12 protein-coding genes and 1 pseudogene are annotated in these 15,037 nt (G+C 39.6%); 3 read left to right on the top strand and 10 right to left on the bottom strand.

What is annotated here, in order from left to right:
- Window positions 1-440: 440 nt before the first annotated feature.
- The 4 genes and pseudogenes from recQ to LC605_RS08805 form a co-directional block, all read right to left on the bottom strand.
- On the bottom strand, window positions 441-2,603 hold the full coding sequence (gene recQ, locus LC605_RS08820) for a DNA helicase RecQ (RefSeq protein WP_229547182.1): 2,163 nt from the start codon (window positions 2,601-2,603) through the stop codon (window positions 441-443).
- 556 nt (window positions 2,604-3,159) lie between these two features.
- Window positions 3,160-3,432 carry a cupin domain-containing protein gene (locus tag LC605_RS08815; protein WP_229547181.1) on the bottom strand — a complete coding sequence of 91 codons (273 nt, stop codon included), beginning with the start codon at window positions 3,430-3,432 and terminating at the stop codon, window positions 3,160-3,162.
- Window positions 3,433-3,454: 22 nt separating this feature from the next.
- On the bottom strand, window positions 3,455-3,814 hold the full coding sequence (locus tag LC605_RS08810) for a Mo-dependent nitrogenase C-terminal domain-containing protein (protein ID WP_229547180.1): 360 nt from the start codon (window positions 3,812-3,814) through the stop codon (window positions 3,455-3,457).
- 638 nt (window positions 3,815-4,452) lie between these two features.
- Window positions 4,453-4,743, bottom strand: a pseudogene (locus tag LC605_RS08805) (YARHG domain-containing protein); the annotation flags it as partial.
- Between the two features lie 661 nt (window positions 4,744-5,404).
- On the opposite strand from LC605_RS08805, the gene LC605_RS08800 reads away from it, so the two are divergent.
- The 3 genes from LC605_RS08800 to LC605_RS08790 all read left to right on the top strand — a co-directional run bounded on the left by LC605_RS08800 (window position 5,405) and on the right by LC605_RS08790 (window position 6,937).
- Window positions 5,405-5,722: a hypothetical protein gene (locus LC605_RS08800; protein WP_229547179.1), complete on the top strand. Its 318-nt coding sequence runs from the start codon at window positions 5,405-5,407 to the stop codon at window positions 5,720-5,722.
- Between the two features lie 12 nt (window positions 5,723-5,734).
- Window positions 5,735-6,292, top strand: a complete 558-nt coding sequence (locus LC605_RS08795) for a hypothetical protein (protein ID WP_229547178.1) — start codon at window positions 5,735-5,737, stop codon at window positions 6,290-6,292.
- A gap of 348 nt (window positions 6,293-6,640) precedes the next feature.
- Window positions 6,641-6,937, top strand: a complete 297-nt coding sequence (locus tag LC605_RS08790; RefSeq protein WP_229547177.1) for a hypothetical protein — start codon at window positions 6,641-6,643, stop codon at window positions 6,935-6,937.
- A gap of 167 nt (window positions 6,938-7,104) precedes the next feature.
- On the opposite strand, the gene ptsP is transcribed toward LC605_RS08790, so the two are convergent.
- The 6 genes from ptsP to LC605_RS08760 all read right to left on the bottom strand — a co-directional run bounded on the left by ptsP (window position 7,105) and on the right by LC605_RS08760 (window position 14,875).
- The gene (ptsP, locus tag LC605_RS08785; RefSeq protein WP_229547186.1) at window positions 7,105-9,669 is read right to left on the bottom strand and encodes a phosphoenolpyruvate--protein phosphotransferase; all 2,565 of its coding nucleotides are present in this window, start codon (window positions 9,667-9,669) and stop codon (window positions 7,105-7,107) included.
- Window positions 9,670-10,249: 580 nt separating this feature from the next.
- Window positions 10,250-10,537, bottom strand: a complete 288-nt coding sequence (locus LC605_RS08780; RefSeq protein ID WP_229547176.1) for a hypothetical protein — start codon at window positions 10,535-10,537, stop codon at window positions 10,250-10,252.
- A gap of 35 nt (window positions 10,538-10,572) precedes the next feature.
- Window positions 10,573-11,913, bottom strand: coding sequence for a glutamate-1-semialdehyde 2,1-aminomutase (locus tag LC605_RS08775; protein ID WP_229547175.1), 1,341 nt, complete (start codon window positions 11,911-11,913; stop codon window positions 10,573-10,575).
- Between the two features lie 37 nt (window positions 11,914-11,950).
- Window positions 11,951-12,604: a PIG-L deacetylase family protein gene (locus LC605_RS08770; RefSeq protein ID WP_229547174.1), complete on the bottom strand. Its 654-nt coding sequence runs from the start codon at window positions 12,602-12,604 to the stop codon at window positions 11,951-11,953.
- Window positions 12,605-12,759: 155 nt separating this feature from the next.
- On the bottom strand, window positions 12,760-13,563 hold the full coding sequence (locus tag LC605_RS08765) for a glucose-1-phosphate cytidylyltransferase (RefSeq protein WP_229547173.1): 804 nt from the start codon (window positions 13,561-13,563) through the stop codon (window positions 12,760-12,762).
- 46 nt (window positions 13,564-13,609) lie between these two features.
- A complete protein-coding gene (locus LC605_RS08760; RefSeq protein ID WP_229547172.1) occupies window positions 13,610-14,875 on the bottom strand; it encodes a class I SAM-dependent methyltransferase in 1,266 nt (421 codons plus the stop codon).
- Window positions 14,876-15,037: the final 162 nt, after the last annotated feature.

Genomic DNA, 15,037 nt, shown 5'->3' with positions numbered 1-15,037 from the left:
TCTGTGCTACGGTAGTTCTACTTTTTCGATTTCACCGATAATCAGTGACATGGAAAAAGTTTTTGCCAAAAAGCTAGGCTTTGGTCATATCAAGAGAGCCAAGTTCTTAATTTTGGATAAAGTCGAGGTAAGAGGATGTTTTAAAAGTCCTCTGGTCGGTAGCAAAACGTTTTAGATCCCCCTAAATCCCCCGATAAATTGGGGGACTTTGATTCTTCTCCCTTTTTTAAGGGGGGTTAGGAGGAATCTAGAAGTGCCTAAAATTAATTACAGCCGACCACTTTTAAAACAATACAGTTCAGTTAAGCATTTCTTCCTTCTCTCTTCTCTTCCTTTGCGTCCTTTGCGGCCTTTGCGGTTCGTTAAAAAAACTGACTTTTACTGAGAGTTTTAGCCTTAACTGAACCGTATTGACTATTAAAACATCCTCTAAGTAAATTTTATTTGCGATTTTCGCGCCGCCACTTACACCGCACTAAGCGAATTTCATCAAAACTGTAACTTTCACCTAGTTGTTCTTTGATGGGAGTGAGGGAAATGTCACCGAGTACTTCTAAAACTTGCCAAATTTTTTGTTGATGTTCTATAGGTACTAATTGATTTAAATCAACTGACTGATTTTTCTCAATGAGTTTTTCTAGATGACTGCTAACTGTTGCTGGACTAAGGTTCCGCTTTTGGGCAATTTGAGCAATATTTAAACCTTGTTGATGCAATTGTAATGTCTGTAATTCTGTGTAAGAAGATGAGCTAGGAGAAGATACATAATTATTATTCACCGATTTATTTTGCAAACCTTTTTCTTGGCGGTAAGCGCGAATTTCTGTAATAAACTTTTCGCCATATTGAGCGAGTTTGTGACTACCTACACCAGAAAGTTTGGCAAATTCAGCTAGGTTTTGGGGTTGTACCTGTACCATCAATTTTAAAGTGGAATCGTGGAAGATGACGTAAGGTGGTACAGATTGCTCATCAGCTAATTGTTTACGTAGCGATCGCAACTTCTGTAATAATATTTCTGCAACTTCTGCTTTTTCACTTCCCTGTTCCCAGGTAATCTTTTGGACTGTGGTTACAGCTAGCGCAACTGTGCGTTGTTTTCGCATTACTTCCCAACTTAAAGCATTTAGTTTTAAAACTGAGTAACCATCGCTAGTTTGTTCTATTAACCCTTGATGTAATAGCGATCGCCCCAACATTCGCCATTCATCTAGAGTTCTATCTTTACCAATACCATAGGTAGAAAGTTTATCGTGTTCGTACTGGATAATTTTGTCTTTTTTTGCTCCCCGCAACACATCAATTATGTGTAGCATCCCAAATCTTTCTTTGCAACGCGCCACACAAGATAAAAACTTCATAGCTTCAATTGTCCAATCTTGCATGGGTTTGGGATGACGACAATTGTCACAGTTCCCGCAATTCCCAGGAAACCTTTCGCCAAAATAACCCAGTTGAATCGTTCGCCGACAATCAGTGCCTTCAGCGTAATCGATCATTTGCCGCAGTTGTTGTTTAGCAATCAACTGTTCTTGAGGGTCAGTTTTTTGATCAATGCTCCATTCAATTGTTTTAACATCACCAAAACTGAAAAATATTGTACACCGAGATGGTTCTCCATCTCTACCTGCTCTACCCGATTCTTGATAATAACTTTCGATATTCCTGGGCATATCAAAGTGAACTACCAACCGCACATCGGGTTTATTAATTCCCATCCCGAAGGCGACTGTTGCCACCATAACCCGGACATCATCTCGAATAAATCGCGTTTGATTACTACTACGTTCCTCGTCAGTTAATCCGGCGTGATAAGGTAGAACAATAACTTGATCATTTTGCAGTTTAAAAGTGAGTTCATCAACTTTTTTGCGAGTTAAAGAATAAATAATTGTCGAACCTTCAGTTTCTCGAATTAGTTCTAACAATTCAGCGTAAGCATATTTAGTTTTAGGACGAACTTCGTAATAAAGATTTTCCCGGTTAAAACTAGCAAGATGGATGCTAGGTTGCTTCAGCCCTAATTGTTGAATTATGTCACTGCGGACGCGATCGGTCGCTGTGGCGGTGAGGGCGACCGTAGGAACATCAGGATAGCGTTTCCGCAGAGATTTTAACTGGCGATATTCTGGACGAAAATCGTGTCCCCATTCCGAAACGCAGTGCGCTTCATCAATAGCAAAGCTAGAAATACCGATTTTTTCTTTAACTAAATCAAGAAATGGGAGAAACCTCTCACTCAAAAGACGTTCAGGGGCGACGTAGAGTAATTTTACTTTCCCGTTAAGGATGGCTTCTTCCCGCGATCGCACTTGGTAAGGATTCAAACTGCTATTGAGAAATGTGGCGTTAATATTATTATTTCGCAGTGCTTCTACTTGGTCTTGCATCAAAGCAATTAACGGCGACACCACCACCGTTAGTCCATTTTTTAACAACGCTGGTAGCTGAAAACACAGAGATTTGCCCCCACCAGTCGGCATCACAACCATTAAATCTCGATTTTGCAGCGCATCTTCGATAATTTGCCGTTGTCCGGGGCGGAATTGGTCATAACCGAAGTGATATTTTAGCGCTTGTTCGAGATGGGCATACTGAAGCATAGCGATCGCTTTTTCGGTGGCTGTCTGCGTGAGTAGTTATTGAAGATATCAGGATTTTAACTCACATCTCCAGCACCTTTAGTCAGACTTGCGTTTCTTTAGGGCGATCGCAATTGTCTTACAGCTATTTTCAGGTAACTAGACCTTGCGGTAGAGGCACAAGATCTTGCATCGCTACGACTCTCACGTAGAGAATGGGGAAAACTCAAAACCTCTCTCCTAAAAAGAGAGAGGTCAAAATATTAAGTTGCACATCGCGTTATCTATTTCTATAAGCAATTTACCGATTCTGCGGCTTTCTTCCACGACACTCGCTGCAAACCTTTGCATAATAGAAATCGAAATTAAGCTATGAGATATTGTGAGCTTTTGGTCTTCTGGCTCATCAAGTAGATAAAGGGGATCACTTTTGTTTATTCACTAAGTACCTTGGCGCGAAAAAACTCAAGTATGTTACGAAACGTAAATAAGCTTAAAACCCTTACTAATGACAAATGACCAATGACCAATGACCAATGACAACCTTAGCCAGTTAACTTTAATTGCGCCGACCTACTTAATCAAAGTAATAATGCTTTTTTACGTCCGTTGTAATTTCCCATGTGCAAGACACGCCAGCAGCAAAAATTACCAAATCGCCTTTACCCATTTGCACTGGTTGTCCACCATCAGGAGTAACAACTACATTACCTTCCAAAAAGTAGCAAGTTTCTTGAGAATCATAAGTCCAAGGAAATTTTGAAACTTCTCTTTTCCAAATTTCCCATTTATGGACACCCAATTCATTGAGACGTTCTTGACTGGGTTGATGCTCAATTTTAATTTCCATATTGTGTTTTCTCTAGTTATGTTCAGCAGTAGGATTGAATATCCTCCCCACATTGATCTACTAGATAACACAAAGCCCGAAAACGCAAGTAGACAAGCTCGTCATAAAGCGGATTGAGTTTGCACATTGGCGGAATGTGGCATATTGTGCGACCAAAAAGCATGATATCGCGCTCGAATGGACACTGGGCGGGAATCAGTTTAGCAATAAATTTGGCCAATTTCCGATTCTGAATCTCAATTTTGTCGAGCCATTGACGCAATGGTTGCAGTAAATCTAATTTAGGTTTAGCAAATCGCTTATTACTACCTGCTTGATTCTTTTCTTCTAAAGGTTTAATAAAAGCAGGCAGAAAAATACGCTGATTCTTTGTTTTAAGCATGGTTGTGAGCAAGGTTTTCCTTGTGTAGATGAACTATTTGCTGATTGGTAACATTACCATCTAATCTGTCTGGTCAATTTGCATTGTGCTTACAAGTTAAGAAGCAAAGTAAGCATAATGTCAACAATTTATATGCATCTTTGGAGGGAAATGGTCTAACTAATTGTTATTTAAACCCACCAAATCAGGAATAACTGTCCCGTTAAATACAAAATAACAAAGAAAATATTAAAATTGCATTTCTTTTACTTATGGATTGCTAATCTTGTAAATAGCAATTTTATATACCAAATATAAATGCTTGGTTCTAAAACTGCCTAGTATCTAGAGATGGACTTTGGGGTAGAAAAAACAGTTTAGCTTTTACTCCATATAGACTTCGCTAGAATTAGGCTCTAATATCCAGGGATATTAGGCTATTAAATATCTAGTAATCCGTCCAATATGTTATACTGCCTAACCCAGATCTTATCTAATAAGTAATAACTAATCCTTTGATAACTCCAAGCTAAGATACTTAGAAAGTATAGCATTTACAAGAATATTTGCAACAAATATATCAGGTGTAAGGGGGTACAGCACTACGCCCCAGGTAATATATATCAGGTATTTTGTCAAATCAAATGATGATGAAAAGCTTATTTCTTAAAATATCTCAAGTCGTAACGAGCTTGATATTTGCTGATATAGTCTACATTCTCTTGCTCTAATTTTGACAGCAATTTAAGTGGAAACGCTTTTGGTGAATATATAGGACGATACCAAGGTTGGTTATTAAAGTAATCTTGTAATTCAGGAGTATCAAAACGGCGACCGTGACTGGCAAAAATCGAGTTTCCCATGATATCTAGTTCAAACCCGTCTTTACCATCCAAATCTGCATCAGTTAAAAGTCTTTGGGAAAGCCACAAATAATTATTGACAGCCGTGGTAGCAACTGGCGGTATTGATCTATAGTACTAGTATTTGATTTTTGAAATATACGTAGGGGAGCCAGTCGTTTGGGCGGGTTTCCCGACTTGAGCGAACTGGCGTTGTGTTAGCGAAGCGTAACGCACCCACCATCTCAAGCTTTTGGTGCGTTACGGCTTACGCCTAACACACCCTACAAATATTTAGATTTTTTCAGAAATCAAATATGATTCCTATAGTTTACGTAAGGCTTGAATCCAGAACTTACGCATCATACATATGTACTACACGAAATTTGGGCTTTTGAGCCAAATCTAACACCCAAAACAGTCAATATGCGGCCAAATTAGGGTTATGTTCTGCGCCTGAAACCTTGATTTTGCGTAGTACATATTGTGGTTAATTTGTATAGTGCGTAAGTCCTAGAATCATAAATTATTGTCTTCTATTGTGTTTGTGAAGCTGTGAGGCTTATTCCCCTTCAATTTTTAAAGCCTAGCAACCTTATGAAGCCCAAAAGCTAATCAGTTAAAAGAGCGAGTAACTCAAAATTACCAGCTTTATGTTGATGAACAACAAAGCCATCAACAAACGCTCTGTCTTTACAACGAAGAAAAAGCGAGAGCCACTGAATTCCTTACAAAATATGAGTCAGTAAACTCTGAACGAGAAATGTATTTGACTTTATACAATGAAGCTAAAACAGAACTCAAGTATGAGCGACGTTCCAAAGCTAGTATTAAGGGATGGGAAACTCGCCGGAAAGCCGAGAACGAACGACTAAAACGAGAAATTGCCCAGATGGTTGTGCTACTGCGTGAATCCTTAGAAAGCAAGGATGAAGCAGTAAACAGTCTTTACGTTGTAGCAGAGCGTATGGATCGGATTCAATCTTTAGTTGATTCGGTGGAAGAAGAAACAACTAACAATCCTATGGGTTTGGTACAAAAGTTTAAACGTATCTGGCTGGCTATTAAAGATATACTTTCTGAATAAATAAGCATACTTATGAGCAAAAAATCACTCCCAACCACGCAAAAACAAGGTAAAGCGGGGCTGGGAGATCAAATTCGCAGTATTGCCGATCGCCTGAAACAAGAGACTGATGTACAGATAAAAGTAACTTCTAAAATTTTAGGGGCTGCTGCTCAAATTGCCGAAAATCATGACCGACTTATTAGTGAAGTGGTTGATATGGTTGAGTCAGACCTGAATGTAGAGAAACAGGTATCTCAGAAGTATATTTATACTGTTGATATTCTGAAGCAACAGTTTAAAGCATTACGAAATGCAAAGGCTCACTTTAACCTGAAAGTTATTAGTTGGGAATCACTAGTTAATAAATTAAATGCTGCATCTTCTCAAACAACCATAATACAGAAAAAACCTCAATCAAATGAAAGTTTGGCATACACTCATGTGATCAATGGTGATGATAATTTCAATAAGTTTGAAAAACTGACAGTTTTTTTAGAACCTGATGTTGCAGAAATGTTTCCTAATTCGGAAGCAGTAAATGAAGCTCTACGTTTTCTAATTAGAGTTACGACTAAAAATAGTTGTTAAAACTGTGATGAGATTTAATTTTTTGGTGTAGCTGGAAAATGTATGATGAAACAATAATTCAAAAGTCATATGAAGTTCGGGTGATTACAGGTATTAAATAAATGTAGAGATTTTTGGTAGAGACGATGTACCGTCATAGAACATGGTGCGTTAGGCTGAAGCCGTAACGCACCCTACTTAAAATTTACTTTTAATATAAAATCTAAAATCGTAAGAATTCAGGAATCAGAATAGTTAAAGAATCAGGCGAAGATTTGATAAATGAATATCCCAATTATACTGAACTCCTTATAAATTCTGATTTCTGACTCCTGGGTGCTGAATTCTTACCTAAAATCTAAAATTGCGATGAGAGCGAGAATTGAAAATAAAATACTTTTTATCCACCACGAAGATTTGCCAGAGTTTAAGAAGGGTGGTTCAGTTGTGCGGAACTCTTATTTTTGGGCGCTACGTTCAATTGCTGGTCAAGCTTCGCGTTATCGTGATTGGGAATACGAACCGGAGGTTTGGCTAGCGCTTTCACGAATGCTTTTGTCCTTTGCGGAATCTGGGTATTTGGGTCTTAGAGAAACTTTGCTGGAGTTTCCTTTATCTCAAGGGGAAATTCCTAGTTTGCTGCGAGATGTGTCCACTTTCGAGTAAGTAGGTCGGTGCAATTAAAACTAACTGGCTAAGGCTGTCATTTGTCCTTTGTCATTGGTCACTAGTAAAAATTTTAAGGCTATTTACGTTTTGTAACATACTTGAAATTATGCGTGTCTTGCATGGGGCGCGGGATATCGAGAAGATATTTGCTCAGGACACCGAATTTAGGCTGGGGGAGTAACTGAAGTTGAGATTATTTCTCTGACATGATGTGCGGAATCTTGTTGCAATGCTGATATTACGATCGCTTCACTTTCAACTATACTTAACCTAGCGATCGCTTGCTTCACTCCAGCTATGGCTTGGGGATTGACGCTCAATTCATCCAGCCCTAAACCTAATAAAATTGGTGTTGCTAATGTATCTGCTGCCAATTCTCCACATAATCCTACCGGAATCCTCGCCGTCTGGGCAGCTTGGATAGTTTGCTGCACCATGCGCAACACTGCTGGATGTAGCGCATCAACTAAATTTGCGACGCGGGGATTAGTGCGATCGCTAGCCATGACATACTGACTCAGGTCATTAGTACCTATACTAAAGAAGTCTACTTCAGCAGCTAACTGATCTGCGATCGCAACTGCTGACGGAACCTCCACCATAATCCCCACTTTCATCGCTGCATCAAAGGAAATACCAGCTTGACTTAGTTCAGCTTGCACTTCACCCAAAATTACCTTAGCTGCACGTACTTCAGTTACAGTAGCAATCATCGGCAACATGATCTTAATTTGGTGTCCGACACTGGCTCTTAAAATTGCCCGTAACTGAGTTTTGAAGAGTTCTGGATGACCTAAACAAAAACGAATTCCCCGCCAACCTAAGAAAGGGTTAGCCTCTGGAAACCCTACCCTGAGATAGGGAAGCGGCTTATCACCACCGACATCGAGGGTACGAATAACTAGCGGACGATGATCTAAAACTTGAGCGATCGCCTGATACACTGCTAGTTGTTCTTCTTCTGTGGGGGCGCTTGTCCTATCTAAATATAGAAACTCACTGCGGAGTAGTCCCACCCCTTGGGCACCGTTAGCCACAGCAATTTGTACATCACTTATACTACCAATGTTGGCGAAGACGCTAACTTGCCGACCATCAAGAGTAATTGCTGGCTGGTGTGCCGTACCTCGTGCTTCCTGTTGGGCAGTTTGCCAAGCTTCCCGCTTTGCTGCCAGTAAATCCAGGATATGTGATTCTGGTTCTACCCAAGCTTTGCCACTTTCACCATCAAGTGCCATCAGTGTACCATCTGCCAAGTGCAATACCTGCCCATCTACTCCTAAAACTGCGGGAATACCCAACGTGCGGGCGATAATTGCACTGTGGGAGGTGGCGCTACCAGAAGTAGTACAAATTCCCAACACCTTTTTTGGGTCTAGTCTAGCGGTATCTGAGGGGGTTAAATCAGTCGCGACTAAAATCGCCGGTTCCTCAAGGTGTAAGTTAGCAGCAGCATTTCCAGCTAGTAATCGCAGCACTCTTTGCCCGACATCTACAACATCCTCAACTCGCTCTTGTAGGTAAGAATCCTCAAGTGTGCGGTAGTCAGTCGCTACTTCATCGACTACGGCTTGCCAAGCGGCTTCAGCATTGAGATGATGTTGTAAGATGCGCTCTTTAGCTGCTTCCAATAGTACTGGATCTTCTAAAAATAGTAGTTGAGCATCAAAGATGGCGGCTTCAGCATCACCAATTTGAAGAGATGCTTGTGAGAAAACTGCTTGAATTTCTTGTCGGGCGGTGTGGATTGCCGTCTGTACTCGTTGCCACTCTGCTTCAACATCATCTACGTGGTATTGCGTAATAGCAATGTGAGTGGGTTGATAATGAACAACAGGTGCGATCGCGATTCCACCAGAAGCAGCAATTCCCGAAAGTTCGCCGTGAGTTGCTGGGGTAACTTGATGCTGAAATGCTGGTGGAGAATTCAAAGCAACATTATCTTCACCCTCCGGGTTCGGCAGTCCCTCTTTGTTGGAACAACAAGACCGGGCTGCCTCACCAAAGTTATTTGCGAATAATGCCTGTAATGCCTCCAATGCCTCATCTGCATCAGAACCAGTGGCAGTAATTACTAGTTCGTGTCCTTGACGCACTCCTAAAGTTGTGACTTGGTTAATACTGTCGCCCCTGACTAGCTGAGTATTTCTGGTTAAATTCCGCACCAGAATTTGAGATTGAAACCGAGCTGCGGTTGCCACAAACTGCGCTGCGGGGCGGGCGTGTAATCCTAAGCGATTGCTCACAATCAGCCGAATTTCTCGCGTTGGTGATTCGACATTGGTTGTTGTTGGGGTGGCAACTGACAAACTACTACTAACTACACCCAATTGAGTTGCTTTTGCTAGGAGTGCGCCGCGTGCTTCCGCCATTACTTGGTGAATATCTCTACCAGCCGCCGCCGCTACTACAGCAGCGATCGCGCCTTCTACTAGAGGTGCTTCACATAAATACACTTTTTGCTGCTGTGCTTCTGGTAGAAACTCTATTGCCATTTCTGCACTCAGTAAAGCACTACCCAAATCCATTAATACTAAGACACCATCATCAGAAAATACAGAAGCGATCGCTTCATAAACCTGAATCGGATCTGTACCCAATGGATTTTCACGATCTTCAATACCTGCTGCAACAGCAATGGGAACTTGGCCCTGAACCATCTGCGCGGCGAGTTCCCGCACACCCAGGGCTAGTTGTTTACTGTGAGAAACGATAACAATTCCGATCACTGCCACACCGTCAACCTTGTTGAGAGGTTTGCGTTTAGCTAGTTATCCATTTCATTTTCCCATTCCGCACCGCTAAAAACAGCGCTGACCTTTATTACAATTGCAACCGCCCGAAAATGTTCTGGTCTTTCCAGCTAGAAAGGCGAACATAATACCCTGATTTTACCGAAATACGTGGTTTACACTCATAAACTCTATCGATAGCAGTGCGGGAAGAAATGTTTTGGATAAGTTTGTTTCTATCGTACAACTTAATCGGGACATCGCCGTCAAAAATCTCAAAGCTTCGTCCCCTTGTGGGCGAGGGCTATTTCATTCTAGACATAAACCACCCGGAACTTAAGTTCCGGGCTAATAGCTAAAGTCCGTTAAAACGGACTAAGTAAGTCGGTGAAAATAAATTAAACTATGTAATGAAACGTAAATAAGCTTAAAATCTTTACCAATGACGAATAACTAAGGACAAATGACAGCCATCACCAGTTATCTTTAATTGCGCCGACTTACTTGTAACCTTTTTCGGACTTACGCAATAACTGTCTAAAATCTTATTCCTTTGCGTCCTTTGCGGTTCGTTTTTTCATGATTTTGCGTAAGTGATGCTTTTCTCAGTCGTCTTTAGACGACTTTCGCTATTAGACTCAGAATTAATTCTGAGGCGGGCTAGGTGAGAATGAAATAGCCCTGCCCTTGTGCCCTTGTGGGCGAGGGCGATCAATTTTGGATTATGGACTTGGGCGGGAGCGCGGCTTGACTGAGCGATCGCCGAAGGATTTTGGATTTGTTCTACCCACGTTCGCGGTAGCGTCTCGTAGAGAAGTGCGGCCCATGAACCGCAATAATTTTTAATCCAAAATCTAAAATCCAAAATTGCTTGACTCTATTCTCAATTATTCATCCTGTTCAACAATATTTCCTAAATACAGGTTTGACTGAACGACCAATTAAATACTTTTCAATTCCCTGTTCTAGAGCTTTGTGATAAACCTTTAAAGATTCACTGATAGCATCAATTGTAAAATCAATATCCTGATTACTATGAGAAAAGCTGACAACTAAAGAGGGCATGAGTAAACCTCGTTTAATAGTTTCTTGTAGGAATAGAGTTCTAAATGCCTGGGATGGTTGTTTTTTTTCGTCAAGGGTTACGTAAATTAAATTGCAAGCTTTACCAACAACTTGGAAGTAATCTTGGAGTTCATTGGCTGCGATCGCCTGATTAATTCCCTGGCGTAATCTTTCTCCTTGTTGATATAAATTATCAATTACTCGGTGTTCTCGGAAAATTTTCATCGTGGCGATCGCCGCCGCTAGTCCATGATTTTCTGCTCCATGAGTAGTGGAGAGTAAAAATACTCGCTCTTGATCATGATAAATTCCACCTAACTCCATGATTTCTCGTTTACCAACTAATGCCGAAACGGCAAAACCGTTTCCCATGCTTTTACCAAATGCGGACAAGTCAGGAACAACACCATAGTAGGTTTGAGCATTTCCGCTAGACCAACGGAATCCAGTAATCATCTCATCCAAGATAAAAATTGCCCCATTTTCTTGGCAGAGTTTTTGTACTTCATGGAGAAAATTATCGGATGGATCTTGATATTTAGCTGGTTCTAAAATGACACAAGCAATCTTATTTGGATGTTGAGCAAAAACGTTTTTTAGAGTTTGAATATTATTGAAATTAAATTTCTCCGTCAAATCTTGAATCACTTGGGGAATACCAGCAGACATAGGAGTACTGCCAATAAACCAGTCATTGTACGAAAAAAAAGGATGGTCAGCGCAAATGGCAACCATATCTCTTCCGGTATAAGCCCTTGCAAGGGTAATAGCTGCGGTAATTACTGTTGAGCCATCTTTGGCAAATTTCACCATGTCTGCACCGGGAATCCAACTGAGTAATTCCTCAGCACATTCCACTTCAATGGTTGCCGGTCGCGTGAAATTATTACCAAGGAGCATTTGCTGATAAGCTGCTTCTACGACGGGTGGGTAAGCGTGTCCTAAAGTAACAGCACGTAGCCCCATTCCATATTCAATAAATTCATTGCCATCTAAATCCCACACATGGCAACCTTTACCTTTGACAATAAAGCCTGGTGCAGTTTCTGGAAATTGGTCATCACCTTTAGCATAGGTATGAGAACCACCAGGAATCAGAGAATGACTTTTTTGTTGTAACGCTTGTGATTGTTCAAAAGACTGTTTATTTAAAGTTGTAAAGCTAATCAAAGACATAAGTTTTCTGTTTGATTTTAAATATATATCTAATTTTTTAGAAAAATATTTTTCGACAGTAAAATGCCTCAGCATAATTACTTGGTGAATTGGATTCAATTCCCCGAATTCTGAGGAGCGATCGAAAAGTTTCTTCTGTAAACCATTGCTTATGATTCTGGCTGGGAAACGCATCCAAAATATATTGGATTTTTCGCCGGCAAAGTTCCTCATTTAAATGTACAAAGAAATTAGGAATTCCCAGATCACCATCATACTTCGGAATCTCATATTCCAAAATTAAATGATTTCTAAAGGTATTCCAAGCAAGTTCACAAATTAAGCGGTGATCTTGGTGGCGATCGTCTCGATGATGAGTAAAAACTATATCTGGCGAAAATTCATCCTTCAACTGCTCAAAGTATTCCTTCACCTCTATGCCTTGGAAAGGTAAAAAACCATCTCGAAAATCTTTAATGATAATTTTCTTTATCGGTACTTCTTTTAAGAAAAAACTAGCACTTGCCGTTGCCTCCTTTGCTCTTTGCTCGTTAGAACTAAAGACAACCCAATAAATGATAACATGATGGTAATTCTCTATCAGCTTTAAAATTGTACCTCCACAACCAATTTCGATATCATCACAATGAGAACCTAGACAAAGGATTTTGTACTCAGATTCATCTGTCTTTTTTAAGCTCAGTTGGATCATATAGGACTCCTATTTGATTTTTGAAAAAACTCCCTAAAATTCCAAAATGCTCATTTCCCTATTGCCCAGTACAGACGCGATTAATCGCGTCACTCCCGATTCCCTACTAAGGGTAGGTTTTTTGGAATCTCGAAAATAGTTGAGAATTTTCTCAACTATTTAACGATATAGTTTACTTCTAATTGTTTATTTGCCCATACTTCCCAAGGTCTTTGCCCTTGGGCATACATATCATCCAACTCTTGCTTCTCTTTAAACGTATCCATTACCCCGAAAAAGCCAGTATATTTATATGCAAAAAGTTCTTGTTTAGCAATCAATTTCTGAAAAGGCTCAAGGACAAGTTCTTCACCGTAATTAATATAGTTAAAAATATCTTTTTTAAAAATGAAATATCCTCCATTAATCCAAAGATCACGTTGCTTGACATCTTTGATACTCGTCACCAAACCATCCTCATCCATGTCAACTAGGTGGAAACTTTGGCTTGGTCTGACACACAAAAAACTACCGATTTTATCACGCTGATAAAAATTGTTAATATATGTTGGTAGATGCAAGTCTGTCAAACCATCGCTGTAGTTAGCTAAAAATACTTCTTCTCCTTCCAAATACTTTTCTACTGCCTTAAATCTCTGTCCAATATTGGCAGTTAACCCTGTATCTACAAATGTAATATTCCAATCTTGAATATCCCGATTAAATAACTGAATTTGACTACCGTTAGAAAGACTAAAATTATTAGTAAGCCATTCATTGTAATTCAAAAAATAACTTTTAATTAGGTCAGCTTTGTAACCAAGACATAAGATAAAATCTTTGTGCCCATAGTGAGCATAGTATTTCATTATATGCCATAATATTGGTCTATAACCAATATTCACCATTGGCTTAGGAATACTTTCTGAATACTCTCTCATTCTAGTTCCTAAACCACCACAAAATAAAACTACTTTCATTTGCTTTACCTATGTTTAATAATAAAAAAATACTAGCTTTCAACATTTAAGAGTAGACATTAGCTTCAGGAATTGGTACAATAAATTGGCCTCCCCAATCCCGGATATAAGTTATTTGTGTCATAATTTCAGTTTTCAGATTCCAGGGTAAAATCAATACATAGTCAGGCTTGGTTTCTGCAATTTTGTCAGGATGAAAAATCGGAATATGAGTTCCTGGTAAAAATTTACCCTGTTTGTAAGGGTTACGGTCTACTGTATAATCAATAAAATCTGTACGAATACCACAATAGTTTAAAAGAGTATTTCCCTTACCCGGCGCACCATAACCAACAATTGATTTTCCCTCTCGCTTAACTTTGATCAAAAAATCTAATAACTTGCGTTTGGTTTCTTTCACTTGTTCACCAAATGAAAAATAGGATTCTAATTGCCTAAACCCAGCCGCTTCTTCTCTATATTTAAGTTCTGATACTTGCTGGCTAACTGGTTTAGAAGAGTCTTCGCTGTGGCGGGCATAAATTCTCAAAGAACCACCATGAGTAGTTAATTCTTCTACATCAAAAATTGTCAACTCGTGAGCAGCAAAAACGTTTTCTACAGTAATAAATGAAAAATAAGATAAATGCTCATGGTAAATAGTATCAAACTGATTTTCCTGAATTAACCGCATCAAATGGGGAAATTCCATAGTAATTACACCATACGGTTTCAGGATAATTTTCATCCCTTTGACAAAATCATTGAGATAAGGTGTGTGAGCAAGGACATTGTTTCCTACTAATAAATCTGCCTGTTTGCCCTGAGTAACCTCTTCTTGGGCTGTCTCGTGTCCAAAAAATTTGACAACTGTGGGAATACCTTTTTTAATTGCTACGTCAGCAATATTTGCTGCTGGCTCTATTCCCAACGCTGGGATGCTTTTGGCAACAAAGTATTGCAGCAAGTAGCCATCATTACTAGCAATTTCTATTACCTGACTTTTCTGGTTTAATTGGAAACGCTCTACTACTAAATCAACATAATTCTTGGCGTGTTGCAACCAGCTATCAGAGTAAGAAGAGAAATAAGCGTAGTCGCTAAAAATATTTTCCGGGCTAATGTATTCTTGGAGTTGAACTAAAAAACACTCCTCGCAAACATAGACACGCAGAGGATAAAAAGGCTCGACTTCATTGAGTTGTTTGAGACTGCGATAGCTTTCGCAGGGAGGAGACATACCTAAATCTACGAAGGTATGGCGTAACCCTGTTCCACAGAACAGACAGTTACCAGTTGTTGATTGATTATTTATTGGTTTTGGTAAATTCATAATTGATATTTTGTATTCATAAAAAATCAGATAAGTAGGTCGGCGCAATTAAAAATAACTGGTAATGGCTGTTATTTGTCCTTTGTCATTCGTCCTTGGTAAGGGTTTCAAGCCTATTTACGTTTCGTCACATAGTTTGATTTATTTTCACCGACTTACTTA

The sequence above is a fragment of the Nostoc sp. CHAB 5836 genome, from assembly GCF_020829445.1.
GTDB lineage: Bacteria > Cyanobacteriota > Cyanobacteriia > Cyanobacteriales > Nostocaceae > Nostoc.
This window is presented reverse-complemented; position numbering and strand designations above follow the sequence as displayed.

Coding starts and splice junctions, on each gene's coding strand:
- recQ (WP_229547182.1), bottom strand. CDS start 2,603: ATGCTTCAGTATGCCCATCTCGAACAAGCGCTAAAATATCACTTCGGT.
- LC605_RS08815 (WP_229547181.1), bottom strand. CDS start 3,432: ATGGAAATTAAAATTGAGCATCAACCCAGTCAAGAACGTCTCAATGAA.
- LC605_RS08810 (WP_229547180.1), bottom strand. CDS start 3,814: ATGCTTAAAACAAAGAATCAGCGTATTTTTCTGCCTGCTTTTATTAAA.
- LC605_RS08795 (WP_229547178.1), top strand. CDS start 5,735: ATGAGCAAAAAATCACTCCCAACCACGCAAAAACAAGGTAAAGCGGGG.
- LC605_RS08790 (WP_229547177.1), top strand. CDS start 6,641: ATGAGAGCGAGAATTGAAAATAAAATACTTTTTATCCACCACGAAGAT.
- LC605_RS08775 (WP_229547175.1), bottom strand. CDS start 11,913: ATGTCTTTGATTAGCTTTACAACTTTAAATAAACAGTCTTTTGAACAA.
- LC605_RS08770 (WP_229547174.1), bottom strand. CDS start 12,604: ATGATCCAACTGAGCTTAAAAAAGACAGATGAATCTGAGTACAAAATC.
- LC605_RS08765 (WP_229547173.1), bottom strand. CDS start 13,563: ATGAAAGTAGTTTTATTTTGTGGTGGTTTAGGAACTAGAATGAGAGAG.
- LC605_RS08760 (WP_229547172.1), bottom strand. CDS start 14,875: ATGAATTTACCAAAACCAATAAATAATCAATCAACAACTGGTAACTGT.